13 protein-coding genes and 1 pseudogene are annotated in these 11,162 nt (G+C 66.8%); 4 read left to right on the top strand and 10 right to left on the bottom strand.

The window, feature by feature from the left end; translation table 11 throughout:
• Window positions 1-40: 40 nt before the first annotated feature.
• Entirely contained in the window at window positions 41-1,150 is a 1,110-nt protein-coding gene (locus QFZ21_RS11475) for a GntR family transcriptional regulator (RefSeq protein ID WP_307377955.1), read from the top strand.
• 381 nt (window positions 1,151-1,531) lie between these two features.
• Here the strand turns inward: QFZ21_RS11475 and QFZ21_RS11470 are convergent, their stop codons facing one another.
• The 6 genes from QFZ21_RS11470 to QFZ21_RS11445 all read right to left on the bottom strand — a co-directional run bounded on the left by QFZ21_RS11470 (window position 1,532) and on the right by QFZ21_RS11445 (window position 8,455).
• The gene (locus QFZ21_RS11470; RefSeq protein WP_307377954.1) at window positions 1,532-2,641 is read right to left on the bottom strand and encodes a glycoside hydrolase family 76 protein; all 1,110 of its coding nucleotides are present in this window, start codon (window positions 2,639-2,641) and stop codon (window positions 1,532-1,534) included.
• 112 nt (window positions 2,642-2,753) lie between these two features.
• Window positions 2,754-4,010, bottom strand: a complete 1,257-nt coding sequence (locus tag QFZ21_RS11465) for an ABC transporter substrate-binding protein (RefSeq protein WP_307377952.1) — start codon at window positions 4,008-4,010, stop codon at window positions 2,754-2,756.
• A 40-nt stretch (window positions 4,011-4,050) separates the two neighbouring features.
• Complete coding sequence (locus QFZ21_RS11460) at window positions 4,051-5,004, bottom strand: carbohydrate ABC transporter permease (RefSeq protein ID WP_307377951.1); 954 nt, start codon at window positions 5,002-5,004, stop codon at window positions 4,051-4,053.
• Entirely contained in the window at window positions 5,004-5,957 is a 954-nt protein-coding gene (locus QFZ21_RS11455; RefSeq protein ID WP_307377949.1) for a carbohydrate ABC transporter permease, read from the bottom strand. Before QFZ21_RS11455 ends, QFZ21_RS11460 begins: the two co-directional genes overlap by 1 nt.
• Complete coding sequence (locus QFZ21_RS11450) at window positions 5,954-7,279, bottom strand: glycoside hydrolase family 125 protein (RefSeq protein ID WP_307377948.1); 1,326 nt, start codon at window positions 7,277-7,279, stop codon at window positions 5,954-5,956. Before QFZ21_RS11450 ends, QFZ21_RS11455 begins: the two co-directional genes overlap by 4 nt.
• Window positions 7,280-7,654: 375 nt before the next feature.
• Window positions 7,655-8,455, bottom strand: a complete 801-nt coding sequence (locus tag QFZ21_RS11445) for a hypothetical protein (RefSeq protein WP_307377947.1) — start codon at window positions 8,453-8,455, stop codon at window positions 7,655-7,657.
• Window positions 8,456-8,646: 191 nt separating this feature from the next.
• Between QFZ21_RS11445 and QFZ21_RS11440 the strand changes: the two genes are divergently transcribed.
• Window positions 8,647-8,913 carry a hypothetical protein gene (locus QFZ21_RS11440; protein ID WP_307377945.1) on the top strand — a complete coding sequence of 89 codons (267 nt, stop codon included), beginning with the start codon at window positions 8,647-8,649 and terminating at the stop codon, window positions 8,911-8,913.
• A gap of 120 nt (window positions 8,914-9,033) precedes the next feature.
• On the top strand, window positions 9,034-9,495 hold the full coding sequence (locus tag QFZ21_RS11435) for a hemerythrin domain-containing protein (protein ID WP_307377944.1): 462 nt from the start codon (window positions 9,034-9,036) through the stop codon (window positions 9,493-9,495).
• A 141-nt stretch (window positions 9,496-9,636) separates the two neighbouring features.
• On the opposite strand, the gene QFZ21_RS11430 is transcribed toward QFZ21_RS11435, so the two are convergent.
• A complete protein-coding gene (locus QFZ21_RS11430; protein WP_307377943.1) occupies window positions 9,637-9,846 on the bottom strand; it encodes a hypothetical protein in 210 nt (69 codons plus the stop codon).
• An 8-nt stretch (window positions 9,847-9,854) separates the two neighbouring features.
• A pseudogene (locus QFZ21_RS21075) lies at window positions 9,855-9,953 on the bottom strand (DUF2599 domain-containing protein); the annotation flags it as partial.
• 137 nt (window positions 9,954-10,090) lie between these two features.
• Here QFZ21_RS21075 and QFZ21_RS11425 point away from each other — a divergent pair.
• Window positions 10,091-10,216, top strand: a complete 126-nt coding sequence (locus tag QFZ21_RS11425) for a hypothetical protein (protein WP_307377942.1) — start codon at window positions 10,091-10,093, stop codon at window positions 10,214-10,216.
• A gap of 3 nt (window positions 10,217-10,219) precedes the next feature.
• Here QFZ21_RS11425 and QFZ21_RS11420 read toward each other — a convergent pair whose 3' ends face one another.
• Window positions 10,220-10,606, bottom strand: coding sequence for a VOC family protein (locus QFZ21_RS11420; protein WP_307377940.1), 387 nt, complete (start codon window positions 10,604-10,606; stop codon window positions 10,220-10,222).
• A gap of 130 nt (window positions 10,607-10,736) precedes the next feature.
• Entirely contained in the window at window positions 10,737-11,162 is a 426-nt protein-coding gene (locus tag QFZ21_RS11415; protein WP_307377938.1) for an N-acetyltransferase, read from the bottom strand.

The raw sequence follows: 11,162 nt of genomic DNA, 5'->3' as shown, positions 1-11,162 counted from the left end.
TAGATTAAATATATCTATTGGTTACTGCGATCGGATCGACGTGCTCTACAAGCGAGTCTATGAAGCGCTGCGCGAGTCGATCTCGCAGGGGACCTACGGCGTCGGCGAGAAGCTGCCGTCGGAGGCCGAGCTGTCGAAGCAGTTCGAGGTCAGCCCGATCACGGTGAAGCGGGCGCTCGAACTGCTGCGCAGCGACGGCATGATCATGCGCCGGCCGCGCATCGGCACGGTCGTCACGAGTGCGACGCCGACCGCGGCCACCGTGCGCGTGACCGCCGAGCCCGCGCGCGACGCTACGCTCATCGGCTGCGTGATCACGAGCTTCGACGACAGCTTCGGCAACAAGATCATCGAGGGTGTCCTCGCGGCGGCCGGGGCCGACGCGCACGTCGTGCTCAAGCGCTCCGGCGGCGACCTGGACGAGGAGGACGCCTGCATCCGCGCCCTCGTCGACGCCGGGGTCGACGGCCTCATCCTGCTCCCGAGCTCGTCGGAGTACATTCCGCCGGCGGCGCTGGAGCTGGTCGCGAAGAAGTTCCCCGTCGTGATCCTCGACCGCATCTTCGACGGCATCCCGGTCTCGGCCGTGTGCTCCGACAACGCGGCCGGCGGCCGCGCGGCCACCGAGCACCTGCTCGAACTCGGACACCAGACGATCGGTTTCGTCAGCTCGACCAGTCACGTGTCGTCGAGCGACGACCGGCGCGGCGGGTACATCCACGCGCACGCCATGAACCACCTGCCGCTCGAGAACCGGGCCGAGCTGCGGACGATCGGCTCGACCGTTCCCGGAAGCTCCGACACCGCCGAGCAGGACATCGAGCGGCTCGTCGAGTTCGTGGAGCAGCATCCCGACATCACCGGCTACGTCGTCGCGGAGTACAACATCGCACTCATGCTGCGCGAGGCGTGCGACCGGCTCGGGCTCGAGGTGCCTGCCGACGTCTCGATCGTGTGCTTCGACCACCCGGACGCGTTCTTCGACTCGCGGATGTTCCGGTATACCCACATCCGTCAGGCGCAGCACGACCTGGGCGAGAAGGCGATCGAGTCGGTGCGGCGGCAGATCGCCGCGGCGCATGCCGTCGAGAAGGTCGTGCTGCCGGTCGAGCTCGTGGTCGGGGCCTCGTCGGTGGCGCCGCGGGCGTAGCCGGCGCGGCTTCGGCGGCAGGTGCCGGTGTCGGTGCGGGCTCGGGTCTCGGCGTCCGACCGTGCACAACTCAGCAAGAATCTGCCGAAACCGGCCCGAACCCCCCCGATTCGGAGGCGAACCCGGCCGTTCTGGCTGAGTTGTGCACGCCGCCCGCGGCAGCCTCGACCGACGCGCGCACCGCGTCCCGGGCCCGGGGGCCGGCGTCCGGCCGTGCACAACTCCTCCAGAATCTTCCCGAACCAGCCCGAAGGCCCCAATTCGGAGGCGAACCCGGGCGTTCTGGAGGAGTTGTGCACGCCGCCCGCGGCAGCCCGCGCCCCGAAACACACAGATCCGCCCGCGGGCCGAAGCCCACGGGCGGATCGCCTGCACCGAATCTCAGCCCGCGACGCGCTCCCCCACCGCCGCATCGGCTGCAACATCGGCCTCCCGGGCTTCCAACCGCGCCCGCTGCTCGACCGCGAAGATCGCGCTGACCATGGTCGAGTAGGGGATCCACTCCACCGGACCCTTCGACCAGTCGTTCCCCGGCCGCAGCCGCCCGTCGACGAGTCCGTTCTCCCACAGGGCATCCGTGCCGGCCCGCAAGAAGGCTTCGAGCTCGGCGCGCTCGGCCGCGAACGAATCCGCCGCGAGCACGCCGAGCAACTCGCCCAGATACCGGTAGTACACACCCTTGAAGAGGCCTTCGTCGCCGCCGTCGCCCTCGTCGGGGAACACGACGCCGTTGCTCAACGACCGCACCGCGGTGACCGCCGTCTGCACCGCGCGCTCCAGGAAGGAGCGATCCCCCGTAGCAAGGAACAGCTCGACCGCCGCCCCGACATACAGCCCCTGGTTGTACGTGAACCGCCACTGCGTGTCGACCGCCCCGTCGCCCTCGCGGTTGATGCCGTCTTCGACGAAGCCGTCCGGTCCGACGAGGTTCGCCGTGAGCCAGTCGAAGGCCGCCCGCGCGACACCGAGGTAGTCGCGGGTCGAGTCCCGCCGACTCAGCCGCACCCCGAGGATCACGAGCGGACCGTTCGCCGGAGTGTTCTTGTACGCGAGCTGCTGCTTGCGCCAGGCGAGGCTCCACCCGAGGGTCTCGTTCCAGCCCTCGGCGATCACGTGGTCCCAGATCGCGATGGCCTCGTCAAGGAAAGAACGCTCACCGGTCGCCGCATGCACCCGCTCGAGTGCCAACGCGAACCAGAGCATGTCGTCGAAGTAGTCGTTGAAGAGCTGTCCGTCGTTGCGCTCGACGATGTTGTCGCGAGCCACGACCGCGAGCGAGCGCCAGGCCGGGTCGCCGGTGCGCTCCCACGCGTCGGTGCGGGCGTCGATCACGTGCGCGAGCCACCAGTAGTTGAACACCTCGGTGTTGCCACGGTCGTGCGGGTGGCTGTTCGCGAGGTACTGGCTGCCGCCGACGCGGAAGAAGTGGTCGAGGCTCTGCTGCGCGGTGTCGGCGCGGGCCGACCACGTCTCTGCGGTGGTGCTGGTCATGATTCGCTTTCCTGTGTCTGGGGGCAAATCGGGTTTCGAATCGCGCAACTGGGTGTTTCCGGGCCGGAATAGACCCCAGTTGCGCGATTCGAAAGCAGGAGGATGCTGCGCCTCAGCGGTTCTGCTCGAGGATCTGGTCGCCCTGCTCCTGAGCATCCTTCAGCGCCTGCTTCGCCGAGATCTCCCCGGACAGGAAGCGCTCGAGAGCCGGGACGAGCGCCTTGCCCTCGACGTCGGAGAAGCCCTGCACGTTCGGCCGTGTCTGGGCGTAGTTCATCGCCTCGATGAACGCCGCGTAGTGCTCGTCCTCGGTGAAGTACGGGTCGTTGGCCGCTTCGATGTTCGCGGGAATCCAGCCCGCGATCTCACCGAAGGCCACGCCGTTCTCGGCCTCGGTCGTCCACCACTTCATGAACTCCCAGGCACCCTCGGCGTTCTTCGCGCCCTCGGGGATGACGAGCCCGAAGCCGCCCATGTAGGCACCCTGGTCACCGTTCGGCCCGGTCGGAGGCTGCACGACGCCGTAGTCGAGCCCGTCGACCTTGTCGAGCGTCGACAGCGCCCACGGCCCGTCGAGCTTCATGGCCGTCTTGCTCTCGGCGAAGGAGTCACCGGTGTCGCCGAAGCCCTGCTCGTACACGTCGGCGTCGAGCAGGCTCTGCCAGAACTGCAGCACTTCGAGACCCTCGGGGCTGTTGAACGCGGTCTTGGTCTGGTCGTCGTTGAGCAGCTGTCCGCCGGCCTGGGCGAGGTACATGTTGAACAGGCCCGGGTCGCTGAGGTCGAGGCCGGCCTGGGCGAGCTTGCCGCCGTCCGACACCGCGAGCTTCTCGGCGGCGCTCTTCAGCTCATCCCAGTTCGTCGGCGCCTCGACGCCGGCATCCGCCAGCAGTGTCTTGTTGTAGAGCAAGGACCGGTTGTCGACGAGCAACGGCAGGCCGTAGAGCTTGTCGTCGACCTCCATCTCGCCGAGCGCCGGCTCGTAGAAGATGCTCGTGTCGACGGCATCCTCCTTCACGAAATCGTCGATCGGGGCGAGCGCGCCCTTGGGGGCGTAGAGCGAGGTCTGGTACCTGTCCCAGAGCACGACGTCGGGAACCTGGCCGCCGGCGAGGGCGGTGAGCAGCTTCTCCTCGACGAGCTCCTGGGGGACGTACGAGACTTCGTAGTCGTCCTGGGATTCGTTGAACCGCGCGGCCTGCTCTTCGAGCTGGTCGACCTGGTCGCCCGACCAGGATCCCCACATGACGACGGGCTCGGGTCCGTCGCCGGATCCGCCGTCGCCGGAGCCGCCCGAGGCGCAGCCGGCCACGGTGACGGCGAGCGTCGCGGTGGCGACGACGCTCAGTACTCGCAGGTGTTTCTTCATCGAACTCTCCTTGGTGAGGGGGTGGGTAAAGCGAGAAAGGTCATTTCGAGCCGACGTGCGCGACGCCCTCGATGATGTAGCGCTGCGCGAAGAGGAACACGAGCAGCACAGGCAGGCTGGCGACGACGGTGCCGGCCATGAGGGGGCCGTACGCGGTCTCGTAGTTGTTGACGAACGAGGCGAGTCCGACCTGGACGGTCATCATGTCCTGGCTGTTGAGCACGATCAGCGGCCAGAGGAAGTTGTTCCATCCGGCCTGGAAGCTGATGATGCCGAGCACCGCGAGTCCGGCCTTCGCGAGCGGGAAGTAGATGATCGCGAAGATGCGGAACTCGCTCGCGCCGTCGATGCGGGCGGCCTCGCCGAGCTCGTCGGGCAGCGTCTCGAAGAACTGCTTCATGAAGAAGACGGCGAAGGCTCCCGCGGCCCCGGGGATGATCACGGCCCAGTAGGTGTTGATGAGGCCGAGCCCGCCCTGGCCGAAGACGTCGTTGCCGCCGGCGAAGGGGATCGAGCGCAGGATCAGGAACGACGGGATCATCGTGATGATGCCCGGGATCATGAGCGACGACAGGAACACCGCGAACACCGCGGCGCGCCCCTTGAACCGCAGCTTCGCCAGCGCGTACCCGCCGAGGGCGCCGAAGAAGATGTTGGTCGCGGCGCCGCCGATGCCGAGCACGAGCGAGTTCACGAAGTAGCGCCCGAACGGCACCTCCTCGAACACCTGCAGGTAGTTCTCGATGGTCGGGTTCGCCGGGATCAGGTTGAGCGCGCCGGAGAGGATCTCGGTCGCCGGCTTCAGCGAGGTCGAGATCGTCCAGACCAGCGGCGCGATCGTGACGATGCTGATCAGCACGACGCCGATGTACCAGCCGGCGGTCGCGATCTTCTGCTTCGTCGTCTTCTTGCGCTGCGTCGGGAGGGGAGCGAGAGGAGCGGATGCCGCGAGCGCGGTCTCCACGGCACGGCCGCCGTTGAGGGTGTTCGTCATCAGCTGTTCCTCCTGTTCGTGAGGCGCGCATTCAGCAGGCTGAACACGAGGATGATGAGGAACAGGACGAACGACAGCGCCGACGCGTAGCCCATCTCGAGCGCGCCGAAGCCCTTGTTGTAGATGTAGTAGACCATCGTGACGGTCGAGTTGCCGGGGCCGCCCTTGGTCAGCACGTAGGCCTGGTCGAACACCTGGAACGCTCCGATGATGAGCAGCGTCGAGACGAGGAACGTCGTGCGGGTCAGCGACGGCAGGGTCACGTAGCGGAACTGCTGCCACGCGTTCGCGCCGTCGAGGCGAGACGCTTCGTAGAGGTCGTTCGGCACGCCCTGGAGTCCGGCGAGGAAGATGATCATGTTGGCGCCGAAGCCGGCCCAGACGCTCATCATGACGATGGCGATCATCGCCCACTGCGACTCGTACAGCCAGGCGGGTCCGTCGATGCCGAACCAGCCGAGCACCACGTTGAGGAGGCCGTTCTGCGGGTTCAGCATCCAGAACCAGATCGTGGCGGTGGCGACGGTCGAGGCGACGACGGGGATGTAGAAGAAGGTGCGGAACAGGCGCACCGCGCGGTGCCGCCGGTTCAGCAGCAGGGCGGTGCCGAGGGCGACGAGTAGCCCCGCCGGCACGTAGAGGATTGTGTAGTACGCGGTGTTGCGGAGCGCGATCCAGAAGAACGGGTCGACCGCGATCTGGAAGTAGTTCTCGAGTCCGAGCCACTCAAAGTCGCCCACGATCGCGTAGTCGGTGAAGCTGATCACCAGGGCCATCACGATCGGCAACGCCATGAAGACGACGAACAGCACGCCCGGCACGAGCAGGAACAGCCAGGCGTTCCAGGTCATCTGGCGAGCCGACGGGTTGCGTGACTTGCGGGCGCGGCCCGGCTTCGCGGCATCCGTCTGCGAGGCGTCGGATGCCGGACGCTCGAGCGTCGGGGCGCTCATGCCGGTCGCGCTTCCGTGAGGGGAGCCCGCTCGAGCGTTCGCAACCCGGTGATGTCGAGCACGAGTTCGCAGAACATCGCGTTCGCCCAGGAGAACCATTCGCGGGTGAAGGTCGTGGGGTCGGTCACCAGGAACGATTCGTGCATGAGGCCGGTGCCGGCATCCGTCTCGAGAAGAAGGCGACGGATGCGGTCCTTCTCGGCGGGATCGTCGGTGGTGAGGCCCTCGATGCAGAGGCCGATCGGCCAGACGTGGCCGGTGGGGGTGTGCGGGCTGCCGAGTCCGCTCGAGTCGGTTCCCGAGGCGAGCGAGCCGGCGAAGAAGGTCGGGTTCTCAGTGCTCAGCACGAAGGCGCGGGTCGCGAGGTAGAGCGGATCGTCGGTGCGGCACCATCCGAACATCGGCATCGAGAGCAGGCTCGGCACGTTGGCGTCGTCGAGGAGCAGGATGCCGCCGCGTCCGTCGACCTCGTAGGCGTAGGCGTCTTCGCCGGAGGGGGTCGAGACGACCGTGTGGTCGGCGATGCCGCGCTGGATGTCGGCGCGGAGCGCGCGGGCGCTCGCCGCGAGGTCGTCGTCGCCCAGGACCTCGGTGGCGATGGTCTCGATGTGCTGCAGCTCGACGGCCGCGAACATGTTGCCCGGCACGTTGTAGCCGAACTCGCAGGCGTCGTCGCTGGGGCGGAAGGCCGACCAGGTGAGGCCGGTGGGGGCGGTCTCGCTGCCGCGTCCGTCGCGCACGAGGGTGTCGCTGGGCGGGCAGTCGAAGCGCTCGAAGCGGTAGGTCGACTCGGTCTCGTGGTTCTGCTCGGTGCGCCAGAGGGCGATGATCGTGCGGGCCGCGCGGGCGAAGGAGTCGCCGAGGTGGTCGGCGCGTCCGGTGAGGGTCCAGAGGTCGTGGGCGAGCTGGATCGGGTAGCAGAGCGAGTCGACCTCGTACTTGCGCTCCCACACCCAGGGCGACTGGTCCGTGCGGTCGCTCTGGTGGCCGGCGCCGTTCGCCTCGGAGTTGAACGCGTTGGCGTAGGGGTCGAGCAGCACGTACTCGATCTGCCGGCGCGAGACCGCGGCGATCATGTCGCTGATCGTCTGGTCTTCGGCGGCGAAGTGCAGGTAGGGGGCGAGTTGCGCGGTCGAGTCGCGGAGCCACATCGCGGGGATATCGCCCGTGAGCATGAAGAGCGTGCCGTCGGGCATCTCGCGGAGCGTGGTGCCGAGGGTGTTCTCGAAGCAGCGCGCGAACATCTCGGTGGTGGCCTCGTCGGTGCGTTCGCGCACGCGCTCCACGACGGACTGGATGAAGGCCGAATGGGTCTGAGCCACGATGCTCCTCGGTCTGGTTCTGGCCGCCCCGCGTTGGGCGACGAGACCGAGTGTAGGACGGAATCCGGAATAAGTCTATTTATATCTTTAAATATATGGATGCTGGTTGGGGCGAGCGGGAATACGGGGTCTGGTGACGAGGAATAAGTATATGTAATTGGGTCGGGGGTGGGGTGTCCCGTCCCGATCTGCGTACCCTGTCCCGATTCGCACACCGATTCAGGCGAACGCTGAGCGAATCGGGACACCGTGCGCAGATCGGGACGGATGCTGCCGCCCCGGCCGCTGAGCGAGCGGAGCGAGACGAAGCGCGCCTCGCCGGCACCCCGGTTGCTGAGCGAGCGGAGCGAGACGAAGCGCGCCCCCGGCCGCCGCCTAACCGCCCGGGCGGGTCCCGAGTGCCGTGAGCTCGACGATCGTGGGCGCCTCGGCTGCAGCATCCCGCACCGCGTCGAGCGTCGTCAGCCCGTCCAGGTACTGGCTCTCCGCTTCGCCGAGGGCCGGGAACGAGAAGGTTCCGTCCGCGTCGATCGAGCCGATGAGAGTCTGCGCCCGCCCGATGCTGTACTGCACGTCGCCGGCAGAAATGTCGTCCCGCTCCTCGAGGATCGCGAAGATGTGCCGGCCCTCGAACCCTCGCCGGATGACCTCGGGATCGAAGTCCGGGCTGATCGAGATGCCGAACTCGATCCGCTCGGGCAGCTCGCCGGCCGTGCCGAAGTCATCCGCGACCTGCAGCGTCAGAACCATCACCCGCCACTGCGCCTTAGACGAGTCGAACGGAAGTTCCTCGATGCTGAAGACGTCGTCGTCGATCGAGGAGCGGTAGCTCGCTTCCTCGGATACGGCGACGACCGTTCCCTCGACGGCAGCGGCATAGGCCGGTCGCGCGGATGCGCCATCCACAGAGAACTTCACGTTCGGCAGGGCTTCGCTCAGCTGCTCGTCCCACCAGACGGCGTCGACCGTGCTCAGCCGGGCCTCGAGGTAGGTCATCGCCTGATCGAAGGCGGCGTCGTCGGGCGTGGTGGTGGCGACGTCAAGCGAGACCTGGTCGATGAGGACGGTTTCGGTCTCGCTCGCGTCCGGTGTGTCGGATGCCGAGCATCCGGAGAGCGCCCCGACCGTGAGCACGCTCGCGACGACGGAGGTCGCGATGGCAGTGCGGATCTTCATGAGGAACTCGCAATCGGTGATGCCGACACGCGATCCGAGAAGCAGCAGACGTGGGCGTTCGCGTCTGGCAATCATGACTCCCCGTGCGGGCGCGATCAAGACCGGGCGTCGATGTGTCAGCGTGTTCCCATGATCGAAGCATCCGTCCCGCGGGTTGCCGCGCCGTCCCGCGGTCGGATCCGGGGCTGATCATGTGGTTCCATCGTCTCGGTCTGATCTTCGTTCGGATCGCGATGCCGGCGTGGACGCTCCTCGGCGGCGCCGTGGTCCTGATCTACGGCCTGGCTGCCCTGTCGCCGAGCTCGGATGAGGGTTGGCCGTTCATCGCGGGCGGCAGCGGGGTCATCGCCTTGTCGATATGGCTGCTCTGGTATCTGAACAACCGCCGGGCGCGGGAGAAGTTCCAGTGGTACGTGGTCCCCGACGAAAACGAGGACGAAGATGAGCTCCCTCGCTGACGTCGTCGGGTCGTGCTAGTTTCTCGGGAGCGTCGCGTGTCGGTGGCAGGCTGTGTCAGACATGGAGGCGTGGGATCCGAAGGAGCACGACGATGAACACGTCGACCCCTTCGCCCTCGCGTGACTGAGGGCGAGAAGATCAGGCTCGTCGCCTGGAGCAGGGAACTGCGGAGTGTGCACGAGCGCCTGCGCAACGCACTGCTGATCGCGCAGGAAGCCGCCGCGTCCGGCGAGCCGCCGGGGCGTGACCTGCTGCTGTTCTGCCATGGCTTCTGCGCGGCGCTGACCGGACATCACGAGGGCGAGGATCGCGAGCTGTTCCCGGCGATCGCCGCGGAGCATCCGGAATTGCGGGACACACTGCGCAAGCTCGAGCAGGATCATTCGATGATCGGACACCTGATCGGCGGGCTGCAGCTCGCCGTCGATTCGTCGGCCGGGACGGACGAGTTGGCGCGGCATCTGGAGGGCATCGCGGCGATCATGGAGAGCCACTTCCGGTACGAGGAACGACAGCTGCTGTCGGTGCTCGAGACGCTGGAACTGGATGCCGATCCGGGCAGGGTGCTCGGGCCGCTGTGACGGTCAGCGGGCGGGGATGCGCTGCCAGCCGGGCCAATGCGGCCGATCGACGATGCAGAAGCGGTTCTGTGCAGGCGCGGCGGCGATCGTCAGCGGAGCGGCACCGCGGCGCCAGCGGAAACCTAGCGCCGCGAATCGTAATCACTCGCGACGGAAAAGGAGGCTGCCGAATCCAAGAAGGGCTATGCACGCTCCGACCAGGAACATCAAGGCATATGGCGCAAGACTGCCGACACGGTGTGTCGCGTCCGAAACATACCCCTCGACAATTGCCAAAGCGATCGCCAGGACGATGACAGCGGCCCCGATGACTCCGATGCTGAGCATCACGGCTCGGGTGCGCTTCTTCACTGTCGCTCCTAGGGGTTGCATGCCGCGGCCAGAGTATCGCTGTAGCTCACGTTCGGCCGCCAGGAGTCGAGGTTCCACGGCGTCTTGAACGGAGCGATGTCCACATGGCATCGAAGCTGAACGTCTGCTCAAGCTAGTCAGCTTGGGCTTCGTCAGCAATATTTCGGCACAGTCGGGGATGCTTTTGCGCGATGAGTCGATTTGTCTCGCCACACTCTTCATGCAAGGCGAGCAGGCGTCTTCGATGAACCGCGGCGCAATCGCGGCGATCATGGAGAGCCACTCCCGATACGAGGAACGGCAGCTGCTGTCGGTGCTCGAGACGCTGGAGCTGGATGCCGATCCGGGCAGGGTGCTCGGGCCGCTGTGACGCTCAGCGGGTAGGGATGCGCTGCCAGCCCGGCCAGTGCGGCCGGTCGACGATGCAGAAGCGGTTGCCCTCGGGGTCTTCCATGATCACGTAGTCGGCGTCGTCGGGGCGGCCGTCCCAGTGCACCTGGCGGGCGCCGAGCTCGGCCAGCCGGCGGACTTCGGCGGCCTGGTCCTCGGCATAGATATCGAGATGGATGCGCGGCGGCAGCACTCGCTCGGAGTGGTGCGCGTCAAGCGCGATGCAGGGGGCGTCGGCGTAGCGCGGCTTGAGGACGATCCAGTCGTCGTCGGCCGGATCGCGCTCGATGTAGTCGAGAGCGGCCTTCCAGAACTCTGCCTGTGCGGCGAGGTCGTTCACGCGGATGACGATCGAGACGATGGCGAGCATGCGGCGAGTCTAGGAAGCCGTTATCGAGTCAGACACCCCCTTGCGCTGTGCCGGTCGACGTCAGCGTGGGTCAGAAATGCGGCTCAGCTGCCGGGGGGAGGTGCGTTTCTGATCCAGCATCCGTCCCGGCCTAAAGCGAAAGCCGGTACGTCGCCGATTCTCGCAGCTCGAAGCCTTCCGACTTGTAGAGCTCGTTCGCGGCGACGCGCGACGGACGCGACGTGAGATCGATCCCGCGTGCTTCGCGTCCGCGAGCAGACTCGACCGCCGCTCGAGTCAGCGCCCGTCCGACGCCGTGACCGCGCGCGGATTCGTCGACGACGACATCCTCGATTCGTGACCGCAGCCCCGAGGGCGTGCGATAGAAGATCAGCGAGAGCGTGCCGACGGCGACCTCGTCCACATATGCCAGGAACAGGGTCGTGTCTGCGGCGATGATGTCCTCGAGGTCGCCGATCTCCAACGATTTCGCTGTTGAGGAGAGCTGAGGCAACAGTCGGTTCAGTGCGGTGAGAGCGTCGTTGTCGGCGGTGAAAACCTCAGTGATCCGAACCAT

Source organism: Microbacterium sp. W4I20 (assembly GCF_030816505.1).
In the GTDB taxonomy this organism is placed as follows: domain Bacteria; phylum Actinomycetota; class Actinomycetes; order Actinomycetales; family Microbacteriaceae; genus Microbacterium.
This window is presented reverse-complemented; position numbering and strand designations above follow the sequence as displayed.

Bases quoted from the DNA above. Each gene is read 5' to 3' on its own strand.
- QFZ21_RS11460 (WP_307377951.1), bottom strand. From the start codon at position 5,004: ATGACGAACACCCTCAACGGCGGCCGTGCCGTGGAGACCGCGCTCGCG.
- QFZ21_RS11415 (WP_307377938.1), bottom strand. From the start codon at position 11,162: ATGGTTCGGATCACTGAGGTTTTCACCGCCGACAACGACGCTCTCACC.
- QFZ21_RS11455 (WP_307377949.1), bottom strand. From the start codon at position 5,957: ATGAGCGCCCCGACGCTCGAGCGTCCGGCATCCGACGCCTCGCAGACG.
- QFZ21_RS11465 (WP_307377952.1), bottom strand. From the start codon at position 4,010: ATGAAGAAACACCTGCGAGTACTGAGCGTCGTCGCCACCGCGACGCTC.
- QFZ21_RS11440 (WP_307377945.1), top strand. From the start codon at position 8,647: ATGTGGTTCCATCGTCTCGGTCTGATCTTCGTTCGGATCGCGATGCCG.
- QFZ21_RS11420 (WP_307377940.1), bottom strand. From the start codon at position 10,606: ATGCTCGCCATCGTCTCGATCGTCATCCGCGTGAACGACCTCGCCGCA.
- QFZ21_RS11445 (WP_307377947.1), bottom strand. From the start codon at position 8,455: ATGAAGATCCGCACTGCCATCGCGACCTCCGTCGTCGCGAGCGTGCTC.
- QFZ21_RS11470 (WP_307377954.1), bottom strand. From the start codon at position 2,641: ATGACCAGCACCACCGCAGAGACGTGGTCGGCCCGCGCCGACACCGCG.
- QFZ21_RS11425 (WP_307377942.1), top strand. From the start codon at position 10,091: ATGAACCGCGGCGCAATCGCGGCGATCATGGAGAGCCACTCCCGATAC.